The following is a 23,567-nucleotide window of genomic DNA, read 5'->3' on the forward strand; positions in this document are numbered from 1 at the left end:
TCGCGACCTCCCCCCTCAAGGGGGAGGTGGAAGCCCCAACGGCCTTCGGCCACGCCCGGAAAATCCGCCGTGGATTTGCTTTCATTCGGGGCGCTGGAAAGCGTCGGGCTAAGTTTGTCTATGTGACGCCTTCATCGGCGGGGATGAAAAAATGTTGAGGGCGGTGCTGGCAGGCGCCAGTACCTGTTGGCCAAAGCATTGCAGACTTGCCGGTCGCGGGGCATCTTGACGGTTCGCCAAAGACCTTGCCGGAGACAAGACATGCTTGAAACACCCGCTGCTCTGACCGGAAAATGCATGTGTGGCGCTGTCGAATATGCGGTCGATGATGCCTTCGAATATGCGATGAACTGCCATTGTTCCAATTGCCGGCGCACCACCGGATCGGCCTTCAAGCCGATTGCAGGGATCAGGCGGGAGCGGCTGCGGGTCGTCAAGGGTGAGGATGCGGCGTTGATCTACGGCAACCCCGATGAGACCCATGACGTGCATTGCGGCACTTGCGGGTCACTGGTCTATTCGGTGGTGCGCGATGGCACTTACGCCCATGTCCCCATGGGCACGCTGGTGGATGCACCGACGATCCGGCCGACGACACATATTTTCGTCGGCTCGAAGGCGCCGTGGTACGAGATTACCGACGATCTCCCGCAATATCGGGAATTTCCCGAGGGGTGATGGGCGTGCCTGTTTTGCACGAAGGTGCCCCAAAATCCCGTCATCCTCGCCTTTGTGGCGGGAATCCAGCCGCCGCTCGTCGGCGCGGCGAAAGGATTGTTCATAGTGGGCCGGGAATGACGGAGGAGAAGGTGAGCTACATCGCAGGCACGTCGAATACCTCGCCCGCCCGCAACGCCCGAAACCGCTCCGGAGCGACGTCCTGATCCTTCAAGGCAACCTCAAGCGCTCGGACCGGTGCTTCGATCGCCTCATCTGTCAGTTGCACCGTCCCGAAATGGTGGCCTGCTGCATAGGAGGTGTTGCAGAGCTGCATGCCCTCAACGGCTTCCTTTGGGTTTTGATGCTGGGCCTTCATGAACCAGCGCGGCTCGTAGGCGCCGATCGGCAGGTTGGCGAGGCGGAAAGGGCCGTGTTTTTCCGCGGCTGCGCGATAGTTGATGCCGTTGTGGAAGCCGGTGTCGCCGATATGGTAGATTTTTCCTGCCGGCGTCGCGATCACGAAGGCGGCCCAAAGCGCCATGCGGCGGTCGCGGGACGTGCGGGCCGACCAGTGGTGGCAGGGTTCGCAGTCGATGCTGATGCCGTCCCGGATGGAAATCTGCTCGCCCCAGTCCATGGCGGAAATTTTAGCTTCGGGAAGGGCGCGGTGGATGATCGTGTCGTTGCCGAGCGGGGTGATGATGTGGGGGCCGTGCTCCTTGTGCAGCCGTTTCAGGGTGGCAAGGTCGAGATGATCATAATGATTGTGGGTGACAACAACGATATCGATCGGCGGCAGGTCGTCAAAGGCAATGCCGGGTGCGACGACGCGCTTTGGTCCGGCGAAGGAAAACGGGCTGGTGCGTGGCGACCAGACGGGGTCGGTCAGAATGTTCAGCCCGGCGACCTGGATCAGCAGCGTCGCATGGCCGACCATGGTGACGCGCAAGCCGTTGCCATCGACGCGATCATCGGGTTTTGCCCGGAGGAAAGGGCTTGGGGCATTCTTTGGCCAGGCCGTCCGCCCGCCGCCGAACTGCCAGCGCATCAGTTCGCGAAAACCGAGCGGCGCTTCGCCTTCGGGATTGAAGAAATAGGTGCCGTCGAAATGATCGGAGATGGGGCCGGTATAATAAGGGTTTTGGATCTCACTCACCGCGGCTCTTCCATCATACCGGTTGCGCTCCTTAACATGGGGGTCTGCCCTCATCCCTTCAATCCGGCGGTCGCACGCCAGTTTCGAGGCTAAGGCCCCATTTGCTCGTGCCGTTTTCTGGCGCCAGAACGTGGTTTGGGCTATAACCGACGACGGCATACAATCTGTTATAGGAGGGTGATATGGATAGGGAAGCAACCGTTCGCGGGCTCTTTGCAGCTTATCTCGCCAACCGGAAGGACGAGGTCTCCGACATGCTCACGGAGGATTTCACCTTTTCAAGTCCTCGCGACGACCATATCGACAAGGTGGCCTATTTCGAACGTTGCTGGCCGCAGCCGCCTGCTTTCCGTGCCATCCATATCGAACGCGTGTCGCTGGAGGACAATGAAGCGCTGGTGCGCTACCGGGCTGAAAAGCAGGACGGCAGCGCGTTTCGCAATGTCGAGGTCATCCGGTTTCATGGCGACCGCATCGCTTCTGTGGAGGTTTATTTCGGCCGCGATGCCTGAGAGGCCGCCGATTGCCAGTTGAAACGGTGAAATTACCGCCTCGCCTTGACTTTCCCGGACATATCGTGTTTACCGCCCGCAATCTGCGACAAGAACAAGACTTGTAGCCACCGACCCGGACCCATTGCGGAGATCCCGGAGGTCAACACCCGACAGCGCGTTGCGCCCTCGGGTGCTTTTTGGCTTTGCGTCTTGTTTTCGTCAAGGAAAAGCACAACGTTTCGGGCATCCGCGTAAAACCAGACGCCTCGAAACGACAAGGATGAAGCGATGTTTGAAAGTCTCCAGGACCGCCTTGGGTCAATCCTGAATGGATTGACCGGCCGTGGCGCGCTGTCGGAAGCCGATGTAACGGCTGCCCTGCGCGAGGTTCGCCGTGCGCTCCTGGAAGCCGACGTCGCGCTTGAAGTCGTGCGCTCGTTTACCGACAAGGTGCGCGAAAAGGCTGTCGGCGCCGAAATCCTGAAGTCGATCAAGCCCGGCCAGATGGTCGTCAAGATCGTCCATGACGAGCTGATCGCCATGCTCGGCTCCGAGGGCGTGCCGATCGACCTGAATGCCGCTGCCCCCGTCGTCATCATGATGGTCGGTCTGCAGGGGTCGGGCAAGACGACGACGACCGGCAAGATCGCCCTTCGTTTGAAGACGCGGGACAAGAAGAAGGTCCTGATGGCGTCGCTCGACACGCGCCGTCCGGCAGCGCAGGAGCAGCTGCGCCAGCTCGGCGTTCAGACCGGCGTCGATACGCTGGCGATCATTGCCGGCCAGTCGCCGACCGATATCGCCGCGCGCGCCGTGCAGGCTGCCAAGCTCGGCGGCCATGACATCGTCATCCTCGACACCGCCGGCCGCACCCATATCGACGAACCGCTGATGCTCGAGATGGCCGAGATCAAGCGCCGCTCCAACCCGCATGAAATCCTGCTCGTCGCCGATGCGCTGACCGGTCAAGACGCCGTCAATCTCGCCCGCAATTTCGACGAGCGCGTCGGCATTACCGGCCTCGTCCTGACCCGTATGGACGGCGACGGCCGCGGCGGTGCTGCCCTTTCGATGCGCGCCGTCACCGGCAAGCCGATCAAGCTGATCGGTGTCGGCGAAAAGATGGCGGAGCTGGAAGAGTTCCACCCACGCCGCGTCGCCGACCGTATCCTCGGCATGGGTGATATCGTCTCGCTGGTCGAGAAGGCTGCCGAAAACATCGATGCCGAGAAGGCGGCGGCCATGGCCGCCAAGATGAAGACCGGCAAGTTCGATCTCAACGATCTCGCCGATCAGCTCGGCCAGATGCAGAAGATGGGCGGCATGGGCGGCATCATGGGCATGATGCCCGGCATGGCCGGCATGAAGGACAAGATGGCGTCTGCCGGCCTCGACGACAAGATGTTTGGCCGCCAGATGGCAATCATCTCCTCGATGACCAAGGCAGAGCGCGCCAACCCGGATATTCTCAAGCATTCCCGCAAGAAGCGCATTGCCGCCGGTTCCGGCACCGATGCTGCCGAAATCAACAAGCTGCTGAAAATGCACCGTTCCATGGCCGACATGATGAAAATGATGGGCGGCAAGGGCAAGGGCGGCATGATGAAGCAGATGATGGGCGGTCTTGCCGGCAAGATGGGCCTTGGTGGTATGGGCGGCGGAATGGGCGGCATGCCTGATCTGTCGAAGATGGATCCCAAGCAGCTCGAAGCCCTGCAGAAGCAGGCGGAGGCCGCTGGCCTCGGCAAGGGCGGCATGCCTGGGATGGGGGGCGGCGGCGGTTTGCCCGGTTTGGGCGGTGGCGGCCTGAAGCTGCCCGGTCTCGGTGGCGGATTCCCGGGGCTTCCCGGCCTGCCGAAGAAGAAGTGAGGACTGGACCGGTATGATTGATCCAGCAGTCAAACAGGAACTCTCGGGCTACCGCCAGTCGATCGATAATATCGACGCGGCGCTCGTGCACATGCTGGCCGAACGCTTCCGCTGCACCAAGGCAGTGGGCGTGCTGAAAGCCAAATACAATTTGCCGCCGGCCGACCCGGCGCGCGAGGAATACCAGATCGAACGCCTTCGCCACCTGGCGCGGGATGCCAATCTGGATCCGGATTTTGCGGAGAAGTTCTTGAACTTCATCATCCACGAAGTCATCCGGCATCATGAAGCCATCGCTGCCGATCTCAAGGATTGATCAGCTTTACATATAAACAAAAAGGCCGTCCCAGACGGTATGATATCTCAAGGAGTACATGACATGGCACTGAAAATTCGTCTCGCCCGCGGTGGTTCCAAGAAGCGCCCGTTCTACCAGATCGTTATTGCTGACGTGCGTTCGCCGCGCGACGGCCGTTTCCTGGAAAAGGTCGGCTCGTGGAACCCGATGCTCAAGAAGGAAGACGCAAAGCGCGTTGAACTGAACGTCGAGCGCATCCAGTATTGGATGTCGAACGGTGCGCTGCCGACCGACCGCGTCCTGCGCTTCCTCAACGAAGCCGGCGTTGCAACCCGCGAAGCACGCGTCAACCCGACCAAGGGCCTGCCGGGCAAGAAGGCTGTCGAGCGTATCGCCGAAGCCAAGCAGAAGGCTGAAGACGCAGCCGCCGCTGCTGCCGAATAAGCCAGGATAGCCTATTTCTGAAGCGGGCGGCGTTTTCATGCCGCCCGTTTTCGTTTATGCGAGTGGCATGATCTGGAGAGTGACCCGGCAATGAGCAAACTCAAAAACCCTGTCCTGATGGGAACGATCGGCGGCGCGCAAGGGTTGCGCGGCGAAGTGCGTGTCAAGTCGTTTGCCGAGGAGCCGACCGCGATCGGCGATTATGGTCATCTGCATGCCGAGGACGGACGCACGTTCGAGGTTCTGGAAGTGCGCGAGATGAAGAACGTCGTCGTCGTGCGGTTTCGCGGCGTCAACGACCGCAATTCGGCCGAGGCCCTGAACGGCCTCGAGCTTTATGTCGAGCGCGACAACCTGCCGGACGACGATCTCGATGAGGACGAATTTTTCTATGCCGATCTCGAGGGCCTCGAAGCGCTCGATGCCGGCGGCAAGAGCTATGGCACCGTTACCGGCGTATTCGACTTTGGCGCGGGCGATCTGTTGGAGCTGAAAGGCCCCGGCAAGCGGCCGGTGCTGATCCCCTTTACCGAATGGTCGGTGCTGGAAATCGACCTGGAAGCCGGCACCATGCTGGTCGATCCGCTTGCCGCCGGTTTGACCGACGACAAGGACGAGGATCCGACGAAGCAGTTCAAGCCGAAGGCGAAGTAACCCCTTGCCCTTCCGCGCCACCATCCTGACGCTCTATCCGGACATGTTTCCGGGGCATCTAGGTCAATCTCTGTCCGGCAAGGCACTGGAGCGCGGCCAATGGGCAATCGATACGCTGCAGATCCGCGATTTTGCCGAGGACAAGCACCGCACCGTCGATGACACGCCGGCCGGCGGCGGCGCCGGCATGGTGCTGCGGGCCGATATTCTGGCCAAGGCCATCGATTACGCGTCGGATGGCGACGAGCGTCCCCGGCTGCTGATGAGCCCGCGCGGCAAACCGTTGACGCAGGCGCGCGTGCGCGAACTCGCCAGCGGCCCCGGCGCCATCATCGTCTGCGGCCGGTTCGAGGGCGTGGACCAGCGGGTGATCGACGGGCGGAAGCTCGAAGAGGTTTCGATCGGCGATTATATTCTCTCCGGCGGGGAGCCTGCGGCGCTGATCCTGCTCGATGCCATCGTGCGCATCCTGCCCGGCGTCATGGGCAACGATCTTTCCGGCGTTCATGAAAGTTTCGAAGGCGGATTGCTTGAGCATCCGCACTACACGCGGCCGCCGGTGTTCGAAGGGCGGGAAATCCCGGCCGTGCTGACCTCCGGCCATCACGGCGACATCGCCAAATGGCGTGAGGCTGAGGCGAAGCGGTTGACGGCGGAACGCAGGCCGGATCTGCTGAAGAAATAGTGTTTCTACGTCGAGCCTGCATCGCAGTTTGGCGCATCAAGCGTGTTTGAAAAAAGTTGGAACGGCGGCCATGCGTCAGAAGCGCTCGTCGCTGCGCGTGCTCAGTGCTTTGTGGCAGGGGGCGGTGTCCAGGTGCCATCAACAATTTCGGTCTTTGGCCAATAGGCGCGAAGGTAGAGAGAGAAGTCTCCCGCGGGCGCGGGTAACCAGTTCTGTTCCTTGTCTTTACCCGGCGACTTTTCCTGAATGTGGATCGTCAACGATCCATCGTCATTGTAACGCAGCGTCCTGTTCTTCGTGCCGAGCGAGAAACGGGACAGCGTGTTCGGAACGAAGAAGTGCTGCGCGTCATAGAGTGTCAGCGACCAGAAGCCGTTCACGGGCGGTGTTTCACCTTTGGGGAAGGTCACAGTGTAACTGCCCGCCCCATTGAGCCGTTTCCCTTCCGCGTCCAGATCCTGATAAAAATACTTGGTCTCCGTTGGCGCGTTGACCAGTATGTTGGATTTCGCGACCGCCGTTCGGGTAAAATAGTCGGTTCCGAAGGCGGCATTGTTGGTGGTGGTCGACCAATGACCATCGAGTTGCACGCCCCAGTTCCGGAACTGGAGCAGCGGATCCACCAGTTCTTTCTCTGCCTTCCGGGCCTCATCGATCATTCCGGCCATTATGGCGGTATCCTGCTCCGCGGCAGTGAGGGTGGCTTTTATCTGGGCATACTTCGCCTCTTCGCCGGGCAATGGCGGCGCATCCTTCATGACCTGCGGCAATTGCTGAAAAAAGGTTTCGGGAAAGACCCATTTCGTCTCGGTAGCGTCGCCTTCCGCCGTCGGCGAGCCCAATGTCGGCAGGGAGCGCCAGTCATGTTCCTTCATCTTGCCGTCGAATTCGGCAAGCGGATACATGTCGATCCCGGAGATAACCTTCTGGATTGCCTCGCGGTCCTCGCTGGTATCGTCCATGAAGACGCGGGGAACGATAAAGGCTGTATTCGTGCGGGCGCGGAAAACCTTGGTTATTCCCTTCGGAACCTCACCCTTCCAATCCGGCCCCACAAGCAGGTAGAAGCCCGGCTGCGTTCCATACATCGCACCGATCTGGGCGAAGCTGTCGGTGCGGATATCGACAACCTGGTAGACCCAGAAACGGTCACCGAAATCGGGCACCTGGACGACGACCGGCTTCCGTTCCAATGCTGCGACGCCGGCTCCATAGGCGACATCCTGGTTCGGGCAGGCAACCCAGCGCTGTTGCGGTTTGATATAATCGTGCAGCATCGCCATCGTATTGACGGGTGCGAACGGCAGCACGCCATTCATCAGTCCGGCCTTTGGTGCTTTCTCGAATGCCAGGCGCCGATTGTAGATGTTGGTCATCGGCCATGCCCAGAAGTAGGCATCGCGCGCCACCATCCGGGCATACTGCTCGGTGATTTTCACTTTTCCGTCCGGAGCAGCAGGGAGCGAAAGCTGCCATCCGGGCGAAAGCGACAGGGATTGAGCAGCAGCGCCATGTGGCAGACCAACCAGAACGGCTCCGAGTGCACCGACCGCTAGAAACCTGATCCGTGTCATGTCGTCTCTCCCGGGTTACGGTTCGTGCGTCCCTTAGGCTCTGCCTCAATTCACCTTCGCCAGTGCTGGTGGCCAATAGGTACCGTTCGCGACCCCGTCGATCGGGCCGTAAAAGCGGAAGGTCAGGCGATACTTCTGGCCTTTCGGGATCGGAAGCCAGTTTCCGTCCGGAGCGCCGGAGGGCTTCTCCGTGGCGAAATAGAGCGTGAGCGAACCATCAGCGCCGTACTCTGGATGCGTCTGCTCGTTGAGCAGGAAGCGGTTCATCGGATTGGGCAGGACGCGGAAATGGGTGTTATCGACGGCGATCACTGACCAGAAGTATTTTGCGAAGCGTGATGGCAGCGCGTCTTTTGGAAAGGTCAGCGTGTAGCTGTGATCGCCGGTAAGATCAGCGCCGCTTTCGTCTTTTCCGCCGCGGTAGTAGAGCACCTCGGGTTTGATGTTCGCCCAGATGCCACCGTTGTTCACCAGCGTCCTGGTCAGATAGTCCAGGCCGTATTCACCCACGACGCTTGGACGCGCCCAGCCATTGTGAGCCACGCCATGGCCGATAATGGCTCCTGCCTTGGCGAGCTCGGGAAAGGCAATCGATTTGATGACACCGTCGACACGCTGGCGCTCGGCAGCGTTGTCCTTGATTGCGGCCGCGATCGAGCGGACTTGCGCCTGGAGCGGCTCCAGGCCCAAGCTCAGGTCGGGTTCGCTGTCCAAGGCGGCTGCCGCTGCCTCGAATGCCTCGGCCCCGGGCAGACGATCCAGATCGAAGATCGGCGTTTTCGGGATGTCCGGCAGTTGAGGAGTGCCAGTCGCTTTGAACTTGAACTCATGCTGCAGGGCGACCGCCTTATCCGGATCGCTGCCCAATGCCACACGCGCAAGCACGCGCGAGTATTTGACCGGGAGATCGATGCGTGTCGCATCGGCGGGCAGGTCTACATTGGCACCGCGCAGGCACATGGCAAAGTCGCCTGAATGCTTGTCCGGAAACAGCCGTTCGTTGATGTTGGCAAGCGTTTCGCCCCAGCCGTTGAGGAATTGCACCGTAAAATACCGGTCCTTGATTTCGGGAACGGTGACGATGGTGCAACTGGTCTCGTCAACGGCAACCCAGGCCTCGGAATAGGCGACGTCCAGATTAGGGTTCGGCCAATCGACGGCGCCGGGTTTGCGGTGGATCAGCTCGTTCCACTTGAACCCGTCCTGAAAGTCGAGCTGTTGTTGCCGCGTCACCAGCAGACGGCCGAGAAGATAGATGTAAGCCTGGCTTACCTCTTCATCACTGACCTGTTGCGCACGCACTGGCGTGCTGTTTAATGCCAAGCCAAAGGCCAGCAAAAGTGCGGCGGTGCAACGCAGTGCCTTCATGACGGCCTCCCTTGCCATATGCACTGAGCATGCTGGCCCTACTCACGGGAAAAACAAGTACGTTACAGTAACTTTACGGGAGGCAAAGGTGAAGATTGGCCGGTTGCCGTACTCGACATCTCACGCATTTTGGCCGGGGGATGGTCCATCCCCCGGCCATTGCGCTCTGATGTATGGCAAACCTTGATGCAGGTTAGTTGGTTGCGGCGGCTGCCTGTTCAATCAGGTCGGCGACGGCCTTCGGGTTCGACACATACACCGCATGGCTGCCGGGGACTTCGGTGACGGTGGCGCCGGCGCGCTTGGCCATCAGCCTTTGTGCAGCCGGAGGGATCATGTGGTCGTCGGAAGCCACAAGATAGAAACTCGGCTTCGCCTTCCAAGCTGGGTTGGTCACGGCACCGGCGAGAGCCTCAACGCCCCACGGAACCTGCGAATCGGCCATGAAAGCGGCGGTTTCGGGATCGACGTCAGCGGCGAAGGATGCGGCAAATTTCGTCTTGTCGAGGAACAGGAAGCCGTCGACCGGGGGCAGGATCGGCGGAACCGAGGCACCTTCCGGCGGGTTGGCGATCAGCGAGGAAACCGACTCGCCCTTGTCGGGCGCAAAAGCGGCGATGTAGACGACCGACTTGACCTTGTCGTTGGTGCCGGCTTCGCTGACGACAACACCGCCATAGGAATGGCCGACGAGCACGACCGGGCCATCCAGCTGGTCGATGGCGCGCTTGGTGACGGCAACGTCATCGGCCAGCGAGGTGGTCGGGTTCTGGACGATGCTGACGGTGTAGCCATCCTTCTTCAGGATATCGTAGACGCCCTTCCAGCCGGCACCATCGACGAAGCCGCCATGGACGAGGACGATATTCTTGACGGCAGCGTTATCCTGCGCCGATGCGATTGATGTGCCGGTGGCGGCCAGAACGATGGAGGCGGCGGCGGCAAGCAGAGCATTCTTGAGCATGTGCGGTACTCCGGTTGTTTATTTCGCGATAATTATTATCGCGATAGTCATCTTTTACGACACGACATCTTCCCTGTCCATCGTTTTTATTATCGCGATAATGATTTATGTGATATGGTGTTGAAAATGCTCATAGAAAATTTTGGAGACCAGACATGGCCGATGCCCCAACCCTGCCGCTCGATAGCCAATTGTGCTTTTCGATCTATTCCGCCGCCATTGCGATCAACCGGGCCTATAAGCCGATGCTCGACGATCTTGGCGTCACCTATACCCAGTATCTGGCGCTGAGCGCGCTTTGGGAACGCGATGGCCTGAGCATATCCGCCATTGCCGACCGGCTCGCTCTTGAACCGAGCACGATTACGCCGGCGGTGAAGCGGCTGGAAGTCGCCGGCTTCCTGTCAAGACGGCGAAGCACGGTGGACGAGCGTCTGGTCGAGGTGTTCCTGACCGCGAAGGGGACCGAGCTGCAGCCAAAGACCGGGTGTCTCACCGATGCGCTGCTGCGCCGTTCCGGATTCACCATTCCCCAGATGATCGAGCTCAACGAGAAGGTTCAAGCGCTCAGGGACGGGCTGGTCCGCACCGGCGCTGAGCGCTGATCTTTTCATGCTGATCTCTTGACAGAGAACCTTCATGGGCTGGAAACGGTTAGCCCAGCCGGGATAAGGACCATGCTAGAAACGGCATGGCGCGCCAGTCCGGCGCGCCATCGTCTTTCCGGTATTACTCGGCTGCCTGGGGTAGTGCATCGCCGGCTGCTTCCAGCCTGCCGCCGGCGAGCGTCTTCTGGCCCAATGCGATGGTGATCACCACTGCTACGCCGGCTGACACCGAGAGCCAGAAGCCGTTCTGGGCGCCGAAATTATCCACGACCCAGCCGGCCAGAAACGCGCCCAGGGCCATGCCGATGCCGATGCCGGTCGTCACCCAGGTGATGCCTTCCGTCAGCATCGATTCCGGCACCCGGCGCTCAATCAGGCCAAAGGCCGTGATGAAGGTTGGCGAGATGGCGATGCCGCTGACGAACACGGCGAGAGCCAGAAACGGTACCGTATCGGCAATCAGCAACGGCAGGGCCGTGACCGCCAGGACGCTGACGGCGATCAGCAGCTGCTTCTGCAGCGGTGTACGCAGGTTGAGCGCGCCCAGCACGAGGCCAAGCACGAACGACCCGATCGCGTAGACGCCGATGACGAAGCTGGCGGAGCCGGGTTGGCCAAGCTCCTTGGTCATGGCAACCGTGGTGACTTCGGCCGTCGCAAACATCGAGCCGACGAAGATCAGCGCCAGCGTGATGATCTGGACGGACCGCAGACGAATGGCCGATGTCCGTACCGTTCCGGCTACACCCGGACGCACCACCGGCTCGGTCGAGCGCTGCAGGGCAAAGGTAGCAGTTCCGACAGCAAGGAAAATCGTTGAGATCACCATGCCGGCCTCGGGAAACAGCGACACCGCCAGTCCGACCGACAGTGAGGCGCCGGCGATATACACCAGCTCGTCGGCTGCGGATTCAAAGGCAAAGGCGGTGTTCAGTTCGGGGCGGCCGCGAAAGATTTCCGTCCAGCGTGCCCGCAGCATGGCCGGCATGCTGGGCATGGCGGCGGCAAGAAGGGCTGCCGCGAACAAGGTCCATTCCGGCCAGTCCTGGTTGGCCGACAGAATGAGGAGGGTAAAGGCGACCACCGAGACAATGGTGCTCGGCACGAGAATGGCGCTTTGCCCGAACCGGTCCACCAGCCGCGAGACCTGCGGTGCGACGAGCGCGTTGGTGAGTGCAAACGTTGCCGAAACCGCGCCGGCAATCCAGTACTCGCCGCGTGTCTGCGACAGCATGGCGACAATGCCGATCGGTGCCATGGCAATCGGCAGGCGGGCGAGGAAACCTGCCGCGGAGAAGCTCTTGGCCCCCGGCACACTGAATATTTCCTTGTATGGGTTGGACATTGGATGCTCCTACAATCGTCCGAAGAAACCACCTACATACGTGGCGTATGTCTTAAAGTGGTTGCGTACGCAGCGTATGTCAATTAAAATACGCAGCGTATGTAAAAATAAATACGCTGCGTATGTGAACCAGGAGTTCCCTTGATGAGGATAATCAAGCCTCGCCCGGAAATGATCGCCGAAACGCGCGCCAAGCTTTTGGCCGCTGCGCGCCATGCCTTTGGCACTGTTGGATACGCACAGTCATCGATGGATGATTTCACGGCGGCGGCGGGCCTGACGCGCGGCGCGCTGTACCATCATTTCGGCGACAAGAAGGGCTTGCTGCAGGCGGTCATCCAGGAAATCGATGCAGAGATGACGGTGCGATTGCACACGGTTTCGGCCGGTGCCCCGACGCGTTGGCAGGGGTTTGTCGATGAGTGCTCAACCTATATCGAGATGGCGCTGGAGCCGGAAATCCAGCGGATCATGTTCCGCGACGGCCCGGCCGTGCTTGGCGACATCTCGCAGTGGCCGACCACCAACGGCTGTATCGCGGCCCTGAAGCAAAGCCTCATTGAACTCAAGCAGGATGGCGTGATCATCGACATCGACGAGGAAGTGACCGCGCGCCTGATCAATGGCGCCAGCAGCAATGCCGCCTTGTGGATCGCCAATTCCGACGACCCGCAGCAGACCTCCAGAAGGGCGGTTCGGGGGTTTCGCACATTGCTGGACGGGTTGCGGGTGAAGTAGGCGCGGCGGCGCGCGCCTTACCCCGTGACGAAATAATAGACCGCCAGCAATAGGCCGACCGCGACCACAAGCCCGCGGATCAGCGCCTGTGGTACGCGGCGGGCGAGCCAGACGCCGGCATAGCCACCGAGCGCGCCGCCGGGGATCATGAAGGCGGCATGCAGCCAGCCGACGACATTGCCGCCGGCAAAGACGACAATGGCGACGGCGGCAATGACCATGGCGAGGAAATTCTTCAGCGCGTTCAGCCGGTGGTAATCGCCGCCCTTGGCGATACCGAGTACGGCCAGCATCATGATGCCCATGCCGGCGCCGAAGAAGCCACCATAGATAGCGGTGGCAAACTGGCTGATGAGACCAAGCGGGCCCATCGGCGCGTCGTCGCTAGCCGATTTCGGCCGCAATAGCGGGCCGGCGGCGAAAATCGCAGTCGCCGCAATCAGCAACCAGGGGACCATAGCCCGGAAGGAAGGATTGGACAGCGACAGCAGGATCAATGCACCCGCGAGGCCCCCGATCAGGGAGAGTGCGCCGAGGATGGCCGCCTCACGGCGGTCCGCCCAGATCTCCTTGCGATAGGCGAGCGCCGAGGTCACGTAGCCGGGAAACTGGACGATGGAGGAGGTGGCATTGGCAACGATCGGCGGCAGGCCCGCCAGCGTCATGGCACCGAAGGTCAGAAAGGTGCCGCCGCCGGCCACCGCATTGACGGCGCTCGACAGGAACCCTGCGACAAACAGCATGATGGCAGTGGATATGGACATGACGCTCCTCCAGCGGTAGAATCGGACATAGCCTGCAGGTTCACCGGCGGCAAGACGCGGAAATCATCGTCCGCCGGCTTGCGGCAGGGAGAATTTTTGTCGCCCGGGGATGACAAACACTGCGCTTTGGTGTATTCGCCCGACCGGTTCGGGAAAAATCCCGTCAGCCGAAAACAAAGAATGGTGAATTCGCTCCTGTTTCTCTTCACGAGAAACAAAACCTTGAGGCGCCTCATCTGAGGTCAGGTCCAACAGGTTCGATCGAGCGCTCTGGCTGTTGCAGAAGAACTTGAGAAGGTTAGACCCATGAACATCATCCAGCAGCTGGAAGCCGAACAGGCCGCCAAGATTGCCGCCAAGCGCACGCTTCCGGAATTTTCGGCAGGCGACACCCTCCGCGTCAACGTTCGCGTGACGGAAGGTACACGTACCCGTATCCAGGCCTATGAAGGTGTTTGCATTGCCCGTTCCGGCGGTGGCATCAACGAAAGCTTCACGGTCCGCAAGATTTCCTACGGCGAAGGCGTCGAGCGCGTATTCCCGGTTTACTCGCCGATGGTCGAAGGCGTCGAGATCGTTCGCCGCGGCAAGGTTCGTCGCGCCAAGCTCTATTACCTGCGCGATCGTCGCGGTAAGTCGGCTCGTATCGTTGAAGACACCGGCGTTCGCGCCCGCAAGCTGAACGACGCAGAACGCGCCGCCGTTGCCGAAGAAAAGGCACGTCTGGAAGCTGAAAAGGTCGCAGCAGCACAGGCTCTGGCCGCCGAAAAGGCAGCAGCTGAAGCCGCCGCCGCAGAAGCAGCCGCCGCCAAGGCCGCTGAAGAAGCCGCCGCTGCAGCCGCAGCCGCTGAGCCGGCAGCAGAATAAGCTTCAATCCATCGGGATTGTTTTGAAAAGGCGGTCTTCGGGCCGCCTTTTTCTGTTTTGGGCAGGGGCATTCTTTGGGGGAAGAACACGTTGAACGATTATATCGAAACCAACCGCCTGAACTGGGACGACCGGGCGGGGTTGCATGCGACCGACACGACGGGCAGCTACCGGATCGGCCGGGTGCTTGCAGGCGGCTCGTCGCTGCATGCGCTGGAGGCAGGCGAGATCGGCGAGATCGCCGGCAAGGACATCATCCATCTGCAATGCCATATCGGGCTGGATACGCTGAGCCTCAAGCACCTGGGTGCGCGCTCGGTCACCGGGCTCGATTTTTCGCCGGTCGCCATCACTGCTGCGCGGCTTTTTGCTGAAAAAGCCGGAACCGAGTCAACCTTCGTCGAGGCCTCGGTCTATGATGCAGTAGCGGCGCTGGAGCAGCGGACCTACGATATCGTCTTCGTCACCTGGGGCGCCATCCACTGGCTGCAGGATATTTTCAAATGGGCTGAGGTTGTTGCCAGCCTGCTGCGTCCCGGCGGCCGGCTCTACCTGCTCGACGGGCATCCGCAGATGTACCAATACGAAAGTACCGGGAACGGCCGACTGTCGCTTACTTACGGCTGGCGCACGCCGGTCAATGCGCCGCTTTTGTTTGAGGAAACCCACACCTATACCGGCGATGAACGGCCGCTGACTCACCAGCGCATGTACGAATGGCTGCACCCGCTCAGCGATACCGTCAACGCCCTGTTGAAGGCCGGGCTGACGCTCGATTTCCTCAACGAGCACGAAATCCTCGTCTGGCGGCATTATCCCGGCATGATCGAGACCGGCGAAGACCAGTTCGAACAGGCACCGGGGCTGCCGCGCATTCCGCTGTCGTTTTCGATCGGGGCGCACAAGCCCGAGTAAGGTCAAGTCTGCAGGGTACGCGCGGCTGGCCGGTCAATGTGCCTCGGCAGTCTGGCGCGTCAAAAACATCCGTTGCACCACGATCACCAGGATGCCGGCAAAGGCGAGGCAGGCGGCAAGGAAGAACATCGGCGCGATCGTGCTGCCGGTATAATCGCGGATGCCGGGCACCACATTCTGGGCGACGAAGCCGCCGAGATTGCCGACGGAATTGATGGCGGCAATGCCGGCGGCAGCACCGGCTCCCTTGAGGAAGCGCGACGGCAGGCTCCAGAACACCGGCTGACCCGCAAAGATTCCGGCGGCGGCGATGCACAGGAAGGCGAACTGCAGCGCCGGGTTGGCCACCAGTGCGGAGAGAAGCAGGCAGAGCGCCCCGACAAAGGCCGGAATGACGATATAGGGCGTCTTGTTTTCCGATTTGTCGGCGGCGGACGGCACTAGATAGAGCGCGACGGCCACGATTACCCAGGGAATGATGTTGATGAAGCCGTTGGCAATGTTGGATACGCCGAAACTCTTGACGATCGTCGGCAGCCAGTAGCTGAGGCCATAGGCGGCCAGCGGAAAGCCGACGAAGCACAGCGACATCAGCAGCACGCGCGGATTGGTCAGCGCCTTGAAACCGTTATCGGCATGGTCTTCCATACCGGCATTTTCCGCGGCAATCCGGTCCTGCAGCCAGCGCTTTTCATCCTCGGTGAGGAATTTTGCCTTTTCCGGCGTGTCGTCGAGATAGAAAAACGTGACGACGCCGGCAATGACGGCCGGCAGGCCGGTGGCGAGAAAGACCCATTCCCAACCGGCATAACCGAGGAAGCCATCCAGCTCAAGCAGCATGCCGCCGAGCGGCGCGCCGATGGCATTGGCCAATGCGCTGAAGATCATGAAGAGGCCGATCATCCGGCCGCGATAGTCCTTGGGAAACCACAGCGTCAGCAGATAGAGCACGCCGGGAAAGAAGCCGGCCTCGCAGACGCCGAGCAGGAAGCGCAGCACGTAAAACATCGTCGGGTTCTGGGTGTAGGCGAGCGCGATCGTGACGATCCCCCAGGATACCAGGATGCGGGCAAACCAGCGGCTGGCGCCGAAGCGGTTGAGAAAGAGATTGCTCGGTATCTCGAACAGAAAATAGCCGATGAAGAACAGGGAGGCGCCCAGCCCATAGGCATATTCGCTCATGCCGAGGTCACCGACCATCTGAAGCTTCGCATAGCTGACATTCTGGCGGTCGATATAGGCGATGAGGTAGAGCAGCCCGAGAAAGGGCATCATGCGCCAGGTGATTTTCGAGATCAGGGCTTTCTCTGAAACCAACGTCTGTCCTCCTCCTCAGATCATGCCGGACGATGGCACGTACCCGGGTATAGAGAGCGCCCGGCTGCATATTCAAGGTTGCGAGGGGAGAGGTTTCGTTCCGATAGAGAAGACCGCATTCTGCTTGTTGGGCGCAGTCATATTCGCGCCATTGGCGAATCGCATTTCGCATGCAATTCTCAAGCCATCGCAATCTAACGGATATCTTCATGACAAAAGTGACATTGGATATCGAGCATGCCGATTTGGATGGCAGCTACAGCACTGTGGAAGGGATTCGCGTAAATTGCACGAAATGTGGTCATTCGGTCGAGGTCTTTGGCACAAGCGATGCGTCCGCAAGGCGAGCTGCTGTGATGATGAAAGAAGAATGTCCGCTCGGGTTGTCAAATTACTATGATATCGGCGATTGGGGATAATTTTAAATCTACAAAATTCCATTTTAGTAAGAACATCTTGCTTGCCACCCCCTCTTGAGATGTGACAGGTTCCGGTCGCCACAGTTCAGGAGCCGCCCATGTTTTCCCGCCGCACCCTTCTCGCCGGCCTGACCGCCGTTGTTCTCGCGCCCTTGAGCGTTGTTGCCGCCGATCTGCCGGATTTGGGCGGGCGCAATGTCATTGTCGTGACCGAGAATGCCTATCCGCCGGTACAGTTCGTCGATCCGAAGAGCGGCAAGGCGATCGGCTGGGAATATGATGCGATGGAAGAAATTGCCAAACGGCTGAATTTCAAGATCGAGTACCAGAACACCAGCTGGGACGCGATGATTCAGGCGGTATCCGACGGCCAGTACGACATCGGCATGACCGGCATCACCATCAAGGAAGAACGTAAGGCAAAGGTGGATTTCTCCGATCCCTATATGCGCTCCCAGCAGTTCATGCTGGTGCGTGGCGACGAGGCCCGTTTCACCGATGCCAAGACGTTTGGTGCATTTACCGAGGGTCTGATCGGCGCCCAGATCGGTACCTCGCCATTCTACACAGCCGTCTACGAGATACTCGATGGCAATGAGCAGAACCCGCGCATAAAATTGTTCGAGACATTTGGCGCGACAGTGCAAGCCTTGAAGGCTGGCGATGTCGATACGGTGCTGACCGATAGCGTCGCGGCGCAGGGCTATGTCGATTCGTCATCCGGTGGCCTCAAGGTTGTCGGTGGCCCGCTCGGCACCGAGGATTTCGGCTTCATCTTCAAGAAGGGCTCGGACCTGGTCGCGCCGGTCAATGCCGCCATTGCGGCGTTGAAGGCGGACGGCACGCTCGACAAGCTGAACCAGAAATGGTTCGTCGATTACAAGATGGGCGAATGATCGCCGCCCGATGACGCTTGCGCACGAAACTTCTCAAACGGGCGACTACCCCTGGTGGCTGGTCGCCCTTGCCGTGATCGCCGTGGCGCTGGCCGCGGTGATCATCTCCAATGGTGTTTACCGTCAGGTCTTCAGCATCGTTTCGGCCGGTATCGGCATCACCATTTTCGTCACCCTCATCGGTTTTTTCTTCGCCACGGCTTTGGGGCTTGGCATTGCACTGATGGCGCTGTCGGACCGGGCAGCGCTGCGCCAGATCGCCCGGTTCTATACCGAGGTGATCCGCGGCATCCCGATCCTGGTTCTACTGTTCTATATCGCCTTTGCCGGCGCGCCGGCCTTGGTGGTCGCGATCAACGTCCTGCTGTCGCCGCTGATTTCGGCAGGCGCCATGGAGCCGATGGTGGTGCGCGACCTGTCGTTGATGTGGCGGGCGATCATCGCGCTGTCGATCGGCTATTCCGCCTTCATCGCAGAGGTTTTTCGCGCCGGCATTCTCTCCGTCGACAAGGGGCAGATCGAGGCGGCCAAGGCGCTTGGCCTGTCGCGCACCCAGCGGTTCCGGTTGGTGGTTTTTCCGCAGGCCATCCGCGTCATCCTGCCGCCGCTCGGCAATGATTTCGTGGCGATGGTGAAAGACTCATCCCTCGTCTCGGTACTCGGCGTCGCCGATATTACCCAGGCGGGCAAGATCTATGCGTCGGGTTCATTCCGGTTCTTCGAGACCTATTCGATCGTGGCTTATATCTATCTGATCTTGACGGTCGGTCTGTCGCTGGGTCTGCGGCGGCTGGAGCAAAGATTGCGGCAGGGACAGAGGGGATAGGTTGACTGCGGCTCCCTCTTCTCCCCCGGCGGGGAGAAGGTGGCCCAAAGGGCCGGATGAGGGGGCGGTACGCTTCGGGTTCGCGGAAAGACCCCCTCATCGCCTCACTCCGTTCGGCACTTCTCCCCGCTGGGGAGAAGAGGGAGGTCGCGGCGTCGCTATCGCCGCCCATCTCGCCAATTGCCGAACCTTCAAAAAATTGCTATATCCACCTCCATGGAATCCAAATTCGGATGTTTTGAGCAGAAAGTCGTCGTGCTGCAGGACCACAAGCGTCTGCCGGCACGGTTTTTTGCGTGCGTTTCCGGCGCCCTCAGCAGCCGACTTATCTGACCGTCGGGGCCTGACCCCGACCCGGTCCCTGGCGCCTTTGCCGGACTTTCCTAAGCTTTTTTCACAACGCCCGAACTTCAAATGGATGCACAGCCATGAGCGCACCGCGTACCCTCTACGACAAGATCTGGGACGACCATCTGGTCGATCAACAGGATGACGGAACCTGTCTTCTCTATATCGATCGCCATCTCGTTCACGAAGTGACGAGCCCGCAGGCGTTCGAAGGCCTTCGCTTGACGAACCGTCAGGTCCGGGCTCCGCAAAAGACCCTGGCCGTCGTCGACCACAACGTGCCGACCTCGCCGGATCGCCATCTCGGCATCAAAAACGAGGAAAGCCGCATCCAGGTCGAGGCGCTTGCCCAGAACGCTGCCGATTTCGGCGTCGAATATTATTCGGCGAGCGATATCCGCCAAGGCATCGTCCATATCGTCGGGCCGGAACAGGGCTTTACCCTTCCGGGCATGACCATCGTCTGCGGCGACAGCCACACCTCGACCCATGGCGCGTTCGGTGCGCTGGCGCACGGCATCGGCACGTCCGAGGTCGAGCATGTGCTCGCCACCCAGACGCTGATCCAGAAGAAGGCCAAGAACATGCTGGTGCGTGTCGATGGCGTTCTGCCGGAGCATGTTACCGCCAAGGACATCATCCTGGCGATCATCGGCGAGATCGGCACTGCCGGCGGCACCGGCCATGTCATCGAGTTTGCCGGCGAAGCCATCCGCGGGCTGTCGATGGAAGGCCGCATGACCGTCTGCAACATGACGATCGAAGGCGGCGCCCGCGCCGGCCTGATCGCGCCGGACGAAAAGACTTTTGAATATATCAAGGGCAAGCCGCGCGCGCCGAAGGGCGAAGACCTGGAAAAGGCGATCGCCTACTGGAAGACGCTGCAGACCGATGAAGGCGCGCATTATGACCGCGTCGTCGTGCTGAATGCCGCCGACCTGCCGCCGATCGTTTCCTGGGGTTCCTCGCCGGAAGACGTCATCTCGGTTCAGGGCATCGTGCCGAACCCGGACGAAATCACCGACGAGAACAAGCGCACCTCCAAATGGCGGGCGCTCGACTACATGGGCCTGAAGCCGGGCACGAAGATCACCGATATCCATATCGACCGCGTCTTCATCGGCTCCTGCACCAATGGCCGCATCGAGGACCTGCGCGAAGTCGCCAAGGTTGTCGAAGGCAGGACGGTTGCTTCGACCGTGTCGGCGATGATCGTTCCGGGCTCCGGCCTGGTCAAGGAACAGGCGGAAGCCGAAGGTCTCGACGTGATCTTCAAGGCAGCCGGCTTCGATTGGCGCGAGCCTGGCTGCTCCATGTGTCTTGCCATGAACGACGACCGCCTGAAGCCGGGCGAGCGCTGCGCCTCGACCTCCAACCGCAACTTCGAAGGCCGCCAGGGTTTCAAGGGCCGCACCCATCTGGTGTCGCCGGCGATGGCTGCTGCTGCTGCAGTTTCCGGACACTTCGTCGATATTCGCGACTGGAAATGACACTTTTACCCTCCCCTTTAAAGGGGAGGGTAAGTCTGCCGATAAACCCTGAACAAGATTGTTTGGCGAGAGTCACCCCACTCTCCGTCATCCTCACCCTTGTGGTGGGGATCCAGCGACCCGACGTCCGTCGGGTCAAATACTCTTTCAGCTCAAGGACTTGAGCTGACTGGATTCCTGTGACAAGCACAGGAATGACGGTGAATTTGGCAATCGCATATTTTCCCAAATGACCGGCGAAATGCCGAGAAAATAACTTTGTCAGGAGACTGCACCCTCCCCTTAAAGGGGAGGGTATCGCCCGTCGGGCCGCCGCCTCCCCGCGGGAGGGAATAATCTCGAAAACCTACTTCCCGGCCACGGCCTTTTCGATCGCCGGATAAAGCCCTTCCTTCAGGCTGCGATCGTCAAACGGCCCCACCCGCTTGTAGACGATCGTTCCCGACGCATCGACAAGGTAGGATTCCGGGATGCCGTAGACGCCCCAGTCGATGGCCGCCTTGCCGCGCGGATCGACGCCGACGGCGGAAAAGGGATTGCCGAGTTCTCCCAGGAATCGCAGCGCATTTTCGGTCTGGTCCTTGTAGTTGATCCCGACCACCGTCAGCCGTGAATCCTTGGCAAGCTCAAGGATGATCGGATTTTCATCGCGGCAGGGCACGCACCAGGATGCCCAGACATTGACCAGCGTCAGCTTGCCCTTGATCGCCGCGTCGGTGAGCGCTGGCATTGGAGCACCCTTGAACGTCGCACCTTCGAGCGGCGGCATATCCAGTAACGGTGCCTTGGTGCCGATCAATGCAGACGGGATTTCGCTGATACTTCGGCCGGAATCGAGCTGGCTCCAGAAGATCGCGGCAAGCCCGGCAAAGATCAGAAGCGGCAGCACCGCAAATACGATGCGCATCTTGCCCGGCCGGCTGGCCTCGGGCGTGGCGGGGGTCTCGATGCTCATTGCACGTCTCCGGCCTGAACTGAGCGGCGGCGGATACCGGCCGCTTCGAGCGCCTGCAATTCGCGGCGCCGCGCACGTCCATCGGTCCAGACCCAGAGGACCAGGGCAAGCACCGTGACCGCGGCCATGCCGTAACTGGCAAGAACATAGGCGGTGTGGGTCATCGGCTCAAACCTCCCGACCAGCACTGCGGGCAGCCTGACGGCGCATAGACGTCACCCGGCGGCACCAGATCTCGTTGCGCATGGCGGCGATGTGAAGAGTGAAAAACAACATGGTGAAGGCAACGGCCATCACCAGCAGTGGCCGCAGGAATTCCGGATCGATCGCCGAGCCCCCAAGCCGCAGAACGCTTGCCGGCTGATGCAGCGTGTTCCACCATTCGACCGAGAACTTGATGATCGGGATATTGACGAAGCCGACGAGGATCAGAACGGCCGAAACCTTGGCCGCCTTGCCGGGCTCGTCCATCGCGCGGTTGAGCGCCATCAGTCCGAGATACATCAGGAACAGCACGAAAACCGAGGTCAGCCGCGCATCCCAGACCCACCAGGTGCCCCACATCGGCTTGCCCCAGAGCGAACCGGTGACCAGCGCGAGTAAGGTGAAGGAAGCACCGATCGGAGCGGCAGCCCGGGCCGCGACATCGGCCAGCGGATGGCGCCAGACCAGCGTGCCGAGCGCCGAAACCGCCATCACCGAGTAACACATCATCGACAACCAGGCGGCTGGCACATGCACATACATGATACGCACCGTCTCGCCCTGCTGGTAATCGCCCTCGGTGGTGAAGGATAGATAGAGCCCGGCGGCAAACAGCAGCACCGTCAAACAGGCAAACCACGGCAGGACGCGCGCCGCCAAGGCCAGAAACCGGGTCGGGTTGGCAAGATCGCTGAATTTTCGAATGGCCAGACTGTTTTCGCTCATGATGGTTCTTTAGCGTGCAACGCGCTTCTCTTCAATAAAGGGGCATCAATCACATTTGCGTCAGAGCGCCGCGCGTTCAATCAACGCATAGAGCCGCTCCGACGTCTCATCTTAGTCCGATGCGGACCGGAGCGCCAAGGCCGCTGCCAGAGGGCCGATGACCGCAAAGAACAACGTGATCGCAATCAGGATCAGCAGAGGCGGCAGAAATGGCGCCGGGTCCTGAACGGCGGCATAGGCGGCGCTGACGCCGAAGATCAGCACCGGGATCGCCAGCGGCAGAACCAGGATCGACACCAGCAACCCGCCGCGCGGCAGCGTTACCGCGACGGCAGCGCCGGTCGCGCCGATAAAGGTGATGGCAGGGGTCCCGACCAGCAGCGTCAGCATGGTTGCGCCGATGGCGACCTCGCTCATATTCATGAACAGGCCGAGCAGCGGTGCGGCAACCACTAGCGGCAGCCCGGTCGCCGTCCAGTGCGCCAGGCATTTCACCAGAACCGTCAGCACCAGCGGCACCTCCTGCATCAGCATCAGGTCCAGCGAGCCATCTTCGCGCTCCGCCTGGAAAAGCCGGTCGAGCCCGAGCAGCGAGGCCAGCAGCGCACCGATCCACAGAATTGCCGGGCCGATGCGGGACAGGAGATTGAGATCGGGACCGACGGCAAAGGGCACGACGGCAACGACCGTCATGAAGAACAGCACGCCGATCAGGGCCCCACCACCAGCGCGCATGGAGAGTTTGAGGTCGCGGAGGAAGAGGGCGATCATGCGGATATCCCCTGAATGCTGGGTGAAGGCCCCCTCATCCGGCCCTTCGGGCCACCTTCTCCCCGCTGGGGAGAAGAGGCAGTTTGTGGCGAACACAATGCAACATAGAAAACTCTAGTCTCTATAGATGGCTTGATAGCTGGCTGGGATGGACGCAGCCGCAGCGCGCTTCCTCTTCTCCCCCACGGGGAGAAGGTGGCCCGAAGGGCCGG

Annotated in this window: 26 protein-coding genes; 15 read left to right on the plus strand and 11 right to left on the minus strand. The window is 60.6% G+C overall.

The features are described from left to right. Positions 1 to 261 precede the first annotated feature (261 nt). Positions 262 to 678 (plus strand): GFA family protein, encoded by a 417-nt coding sequence (locus ACP7E0_RS27920; protein WP_426129761.1) that lies wholly within the window; start codon positions 262 to 264, stop codon positions 676 to 678. A gap of 136 nt (positions 679 to 814) precedes the next feature. Here ACP7E0_RS27920 and ACP7E0_RS27925 read toward each other — a convergent pair whose 3' ends face one another. Further along, positions 815 to 1,816, minus strand: a complete 1,002-nt coding sequence (locus ACP7E0_RS27925; RefSeq protein WP_426129763.1) for an MBL fold metallo-hydrolase — start codon at positions 1,814 to 1,816, stop codon at positions 815 to 817. Between the two features lie 182 nt (positions 1,817 to 1,998). On the opposite strand from ACP7E0_RS27925, the gene ACP7E0_RS27930 reads away from it, so the two are divergent. From ACP7E0_RS27930 to trmD, 6 genes are all read left to right on the plus strand, one after another. Next, complete coding sequence (locus ACP7E0_RS27930) at positions 1,999 to 2,328, plus strand: nuclear transport factor 2 family protein (RefSeq protein WP_426129764.1); 330 nt, start codon at positions 1,999 to 2,001, stop codon at positions 2,326 to 2,328. A gap of 270 nt (positions 2,329 to 2,598) precedes the next feature. After that, complete coding sequence (gene ffh, locus ACP7E0_RS27935) at positions 2,599 to 4,179, plus strand: signal recognition particle protein (protein ID WP_426129766.1); 1,581 nt, start codon at positions 2,599 to 2,601, stop codon at positions 4,177 to 4,179. Between the two features lie 13 nt (positions 4,180 to 4,192). Next, a complete protein-coding gene (locus ACP7E0_RS27940) occupies positions 4,193 to 4,495 on the plus strand; it encodes a chorismate mutase (protein WP_037097220.1) in 303 nt (100 codons plus the stop codon). A 63-nt stretch (positions 4,496 to 4,558) separates the two neighbouring features. Beyond that, positions 4,559 to 4,921, plus strand: coding sequence for a 30S ribosomal protein S16 (gene rpsP / locus ACP7E0_RS27945; RefSeq protein WP_113315988.1), 363 nt, complete (start codon positions 4,559 to 4,561; stop codon positions 4,919 to 4,921). A 90-nt stretch (positions 4,922 to 5,011) separates the two neighbouring features. Beyond that, positions 5,012 to 5,575 (plus strand): ribosome maturation factor RimM, encoded by a 564-nt coding sequence (gene rimM / locus ACP7E0_RS27950; RefSeq protein ID WP_426129768.1) that lies wholly within the window; start codon positions 5,012 to 5,014, stop codon positions 5,573 to 5,575. A gap of 4 nt (positions 5,576 to 5,579) precedes the next feature. Continuing rightward, a complete protein-coding gene (trmD, locus tag ACP7E0_RS27955) occupies positions 5,580 to 6,260 on the plus strand; it encodes a tRNA (guanosine(37)-N1)-methyltransferase TrmD (protein ID WP_426129770.1) in 681 nt (226 codons plus the stop codon). A gap of 101 nt (positions 6,261 to 6,361) precedes the next feature. Here trmD and ACP7E0_RS27960 read toward each other — a convergent pair whose 3' ends face one another. From ACP7E0_RS27960 to ACP7E0_RS27970, 3 genes are all read right to left on the minus strand, one after another. Then, positions 6,362 to 7,834, minus strand: coding sequence for a DUF1254 domain-containing protein (locus ACP7E0_RS27960; RefSeq protein ID WP_426129771.1), 1,473 nt, complete (start codon positions 7,832 to 7,834; stop codon positions 6,362 to 6,364). A gap of 45 nt (positions 7,835 to 7,879) precedes the next feature. Next, positions 7,880 to 9,202 carry a DUF1214 domain-containing protein gene (locus tag ACP7E0_RS27965; protein WP_426129772.1) on the minus strand — a complete coding sequence of 441 codons (1,323 nt, stop codon included), beginning with the start codon at positions 9,200 to 9,202 and terminating at the stop codon, positions 7,880 to 7,882. 193 nt (positions 9,203 to 9,395) lie between these two features. Continuing rightward, a complete protein-coding gene (locus tag ACP7E0_RS27970; RefSeq protein ID WP_426129774.1) occupies positions 9,396 to 10,166 on the minus strand; it encodes an alpha/beta fold hydrolase in 771 nt (256 codons plus the stop codon). A gap of 155 nt (positions 10,167 to 10,321) precedes the next feature. Between ACP7E0_RS27970 and ACP7E0_RS27975 the strand changes: the two genes are divergently transcribed. Beyond that, a complete protein-coding gene (locus ACP7E0_RS27975; RefSeq protein WP_426129776.1) occupies positions 10,322 to 10,771 on the plus strand; it encodes a MarR family winged helix-turn-helix transcriptional regulator in 450 nt (149 codons plus the stop codon). Positions 10,772 to 10,895: 124 nt separating this feature from the next. On the opposite strand, the gene ACP7E0_RS27980 is transcribed toward ACP7E0_RS27975, so the two are convergent. Next, positions 10,896 to 12,119, minus strand: a complete 1,224-nt coding sequence (locus tag ACP7E0_RS27980; protein ID WP_426129778.1) for an MFS transporter — start codon at positions 12,117 to 12,119, stop codon at positions 10,896 to 10,898. A gap of 150 nt (positions 12,120 to 12,269) precedes the next feature. On the opposite strand from ACP7E0_RS27980, the gene ACP7E0_RS27985 reads away from it, so the two are divergent. Next, a complete protein-coding gene (locus tag ACP7E0_RS27985) occupies positions 12,270 to 12,857 on the plus strand; it encodes a TetR/AcrR family transcriptional regulator (protein ID WP_426129906.1) in 588 nt (195 codons plus the stop codon). Between the two features lie 17 nt (positions 12,858 to 12,874). On the opposite strand, the gene ACP7E0_RS27990 is transcribed toward ACP7E0_RS27985, so the two are convergent. After that, complete coding sequence (locus ACP7E0_RS27990) at positions 12,875 to 13,621, minus strand: sulfite exporter TauE/SafE family protein (RefSeq protein WP_426129779.1); 747 nt, start codon at positions 13,619 to 13,621, stop codon at positions 12,875 to 12,877. Between the two features lie 306 nt (positions 13,622 to 13,927). On the opposite strand from ACP7E0_RS27990, the gene rplS reads away from it, so the two are divergent. Then, positions 13,928 to 14,488: a 50S ribosomal protein L19 gene (gene rplS / locus ACP7E0_RS27995; protein WP_113315997.1), complete on the plus strand. Its 561-nt coding sequence runs from the start codon at positions 13,928 to 13,930 to the stop codon at positions 14,486 to 14,488. Positions 14,489 to 14,578: 90 nt separating this feature from the next. Continuing rightward, positions 14,579 to 15,403 carry a class I SAM-dependent methyltransferase gene (locus ACP7E0_RS28000; RefSeq protein WP_426129781.1) on the plus strand — a complete coding sequence of 275 codons (825 nt, stop codon included), beginning with the start codon at positions 14,579 to 14,581 and terminating at the stop codon, positions 15,401 to 15,403. A gap of 33 nt (positions 15,404 to 15,436) precedes the next feature. Here ACP7E0_RS28000 and ACP7E0_RS28005 read toward each other — a convergent pair whose 3' ends face one another. Then, positions 15,437 to 16,720, minus strand: a complete 1,284-nt coding sequence (locus tag ACP7E0_RS28005) for an MFS transporter (protein ID WP_426129783.1) — start codon at positions 16,718 to 16,720, stop codon at positions 15,437 to 15,439. A gap of 209 nt (positions 16,721 to 16,929) precedes the next feature. Between ACP7E0_RS28005 and ACP7E0_RS28010 the strand changes: the two genes are divergently transcribed. The 4 genes from ACP7E0_RS28010 to leuC all read left to right on the plus strand — a co-directional run bounded on the left by ACP7E0_RS28010 (position 16,930) and on the right by leuC (position 20,699). Next, positions 16,930 to 17,139 carry a hypothetical protein gene (locus ACP7E0_RS28010; protein WP_426129785.1) on the plus strand — a complete coding sequence of 70 codons (210 nt, stop codon included), beginning with the start codon at positions 16,930 to 16,932 and terminating at the stop codon, positions 17,137 to 17,139. A 98-nt stretch (positions 17,140 to 17,237) separates the two neighbouring features. Beyond that, positions 17,238 to 18,035 (plus strand): transporter substrate-binding domain-containing protein, encoded by a 798-nt coding sequence (locus ACP7E0_RS28015; RefSeq protein WP_426129787.1) that lies wholly within the window; start codon positions 17,238 to 17,240, stop codon positions 18,033 to 18,035. Positions 18,036 to 18,045: 10 nt separating this feature from the next. After that, positions 18,046 to 18,861 (plus strand): amino acid ABC transporter permease, encoded by an 816-nt coding sequence (locus ACP7E0_RS28020; RefSeq protein WP_426129789.1) that lies wholly within the window; start codon positions 18,046 to 18,048, stop codon positions 18,859 to 18,861. Between the two features lie 428 nt (positions 18,862 to 19,289). Next, positions 19,290 to 20,699, plus strand: coding sequence for a 3-isopropylmalate dehydratase large subunit (gene leuC, locus ACP7E0_RS28025; protein WP_426129791.1), 1,410 nt, complete (start codon positions 19,290 to 19,292; stop codon positions 20,697 to 20,699). A 346-nt stretch (positions 20,700 to 21,045) separates the two neighbouring features. Here leuC and ACP7E0_RS28030 read toward each other — a convergent pair whose 3' ends face one another. From ACP7E0_RS28030 to ccmB, 4 genes are all read right to left on the minus strand, one after another. After that, the gene (locus tag ACP7E0_RS28030; RefSeq protein WP_426129793.1) at positions 21,046 to 21,654 is read right to left on the minus strand and encodes a DsbE family thiol:disulfide interchange protein; all 609 of its coding nucleotides are present in this window, start codon (positions 21,652 to 21,654) and stop codon (positions 21,046 to 21,048) included. After that, the gene (gene ccmD / locus ACP7E0_RS28035; protein ID WP_426129795.1) at positions 21,651 to 21,818 is read right to left on the minus strand and encodes a heme exporter protein CcmD; all 168 of its coding nucleotides are present in this window, start codon (positions 21,816 to 21,818) and stop codon (positions 21,651 to 21,653) included. Before ccmD ends, ACP7E0_RS28030 begins: the two co-directional genes overlap by 4 nt. Before the next feature lie 4 nt (positions 21,819 to 21,822). After that, positions 21,823 to 22,584 carry a heme ABC transporter permease gene (locus ACP7E0_RS28040; RefSeq protein WP_426129796.1) on the minus strand — a complete coding sequence of 254 codons (762 nt, stop codon included), beginning with the start codon at positions 22,582 to 22,584 and terminating at the stop codon, positions 21,823 to 21,825. 111 nt (positions 22,585 to 22,695) lie between these two features. Next, positions 22,696 to 23,355 (minus strand): heme exporter protein CcmB, encoded by a 660-nt coding sequence (ccmB, locus tag ACP7E0_RS28045; RefSeq protein WP_426129797.1) that lies wholly within the window; start codon positions 23,353 to 23,355, stop codon positions 22,696 to 22,698. Positions 23,356 to 23,567 lie beyond the last annotated feature (212 nt).

The sequence above is a fragment of the Pararhizobium sp. PWRC1-1 genome (assembly GCF_049897905.1).
Lineage (GTDB): Bacteria > Pseudomonadota > Alphaproteobacteria > Rhizobiales > Rhizobiaceae > Pararhizobium.

What these genes read in the sequence shown, in the direction of transcription:
- ACP7E0_RS28010 (WP_426129785.1), top strand. Translation starts at nt 16,930, where the DNA reads ATGACAAAAGTGACATTGGATATCGAGCATGCCGATTTGGATGGCAGC.
- ACP7E0_RS27990 (WP_426129779.1), bottom strand. Translation starts at nt 13,621, where the DNA reads ATGTCCATATCCACTGCCATCATGCTGTTTGTCGCAGGGTTCCTGTCG.
- rplS (WP_113315997.1), top strand. Translation starts at nt 13,928, where the DNA reads ATGAACATCATCCAGCAGCTGGAAGCCGAACAGGCCGCCAAGATTGCC.
- ACP7E0_RS27965 (WP_426129772.1), bottom strand. Translation starts at nt 9,202, where the DNA reads ATGAAGGCACTGCGTTGCACCGCCGCACTTTTGCTGGCCTTTGGCTTG.
- ACP7E0_RS28030 (WP_426129793.1), bottom strand. Translation starts at nt 21,654, where the DNA reads ATGAGCATCGAGACCCCCGCCACGCCCGAGGCCAGCCGGCCGGGCAAG.
- rimM (WP_426129768.1), top strand. Translation starts at nt 5,012, where the DNA reads ATGAGCAAACTCAAAAACCCTGTCCTGATGGGAACGATCGGCGGCGCG.
- ACP7E0_RS27975 (WP_426129776.1), top strand. Translation starts at nt 10,322, where the DNA reads ATGGCCGATGCCCCAACCCTGCCGCTCGATAGCCAATTGTGCTTTTCG.
- rpsP (WP_113315988.1), top strand. Translation starts at nt 4,559, where the DNA reads ATGGCACTGAAAATTCGTCTCGCCCGCGGTGGTTCCAAGAAGCGCCCG.
- leuC (WP_426129791.1), top strand. Translation starts at nt 19,290, where the DNA reads ATGAGCGCACCGCGTACCCTCTACGACAAGATCTGGGACGACCATCTG.
- ACP7E0_RS28040 (WP_426129796.1), bottom strand. Translation starts at nt 22,584, where the DNA reads ATGAGCGAAAACAGTCTGGCCATTCGAAAATTCAGCGATCTTGCCAAC.
- ACP7E0_RS27980 (WP_426129778.1), bottom strand. Translation starts at nt 12,119, where the DNA reads ATGTCCAACCCATACAAGGAAATATTCAGTGTGCCGGGGGCCAAGAGC.
- ffh (WP_426129766.1), top strand. Translation starts at nt 2,599, where the DNA reads ATGTTTGAAAGTCTCCAGGACCGCCTTGGGTCAATCCTGAATGGATTG.
- ccmD (WP_426129795.1), bottom strand. Translation starts at nt 21,818, where the DNA reads ATGACCCACACCGCCTATGTTCTTGCCAGTTACGGCATGGCCGCGGTC.
- ACP7E0_RS28020 (WP_426129789.1), top strand. Translation starts at nt 18,046, where the DNA reads ATGACGCTTGCGCACGAAACTTCTCAAACGGGCGACTACCCCTGGTGG.
- ACP7E0_RS27970 (WP_426129774.1), bottom strand. Translation starts at nt 10,166, where the DNA reads ATGCTCAAGAATGCTCTGCTTGCCGCCGCCGCCTCCATCGTTCTGGCC.
- ACP7E0_RS27930 (WP_426129764.1), top strand. Translation starts at nt 1,999, where the DNA reads ATGGATAGGGAAGCAACCGTTCGCGGGCTCTTTGCAGCTTATCTCGCC.
- ACP7E0_RS27940 (WP_037097220.1), top strand. Translation starts at nt 4,193, where the DNA reads ATGATTGATCCAGCAGTCAAACAGGAACTCTCGGGCTACCGCCAGTCG.
- ccmB (WP_426129797.1), bottom strand. Translation starts at nt 23,355, where the DNA reads ATGATCGCCCTCTTCCTCCGCGACCTCAAACTCTCCATGCGCGCTGGT.
- ACP7E0_RS27920 (WP_426129761.1), top strand. Translation starts at nt 262, where the DNA reads ATGCTTGAAACACCCGCTGCTCTGACCGGAAAATGCATGTGTGGCGCT.
- ACP7E0_RS27960 (WP_426129771.1), bottom strand. Translation starts at nt 7,834, where the DNA reads ATGACACGGATCAGGTTTCTAGCGGTCGGTGCACTCGGAGCCGTTCTG.
- ACP7E0_RS28015 (WP_426129787.1), top strand. Translation starts at nt 17,238, where the DNA reads ATGTTTTCCCGCCGCACCCTTCTCGCCGGCCTGACCGCCGTTGTTCTC.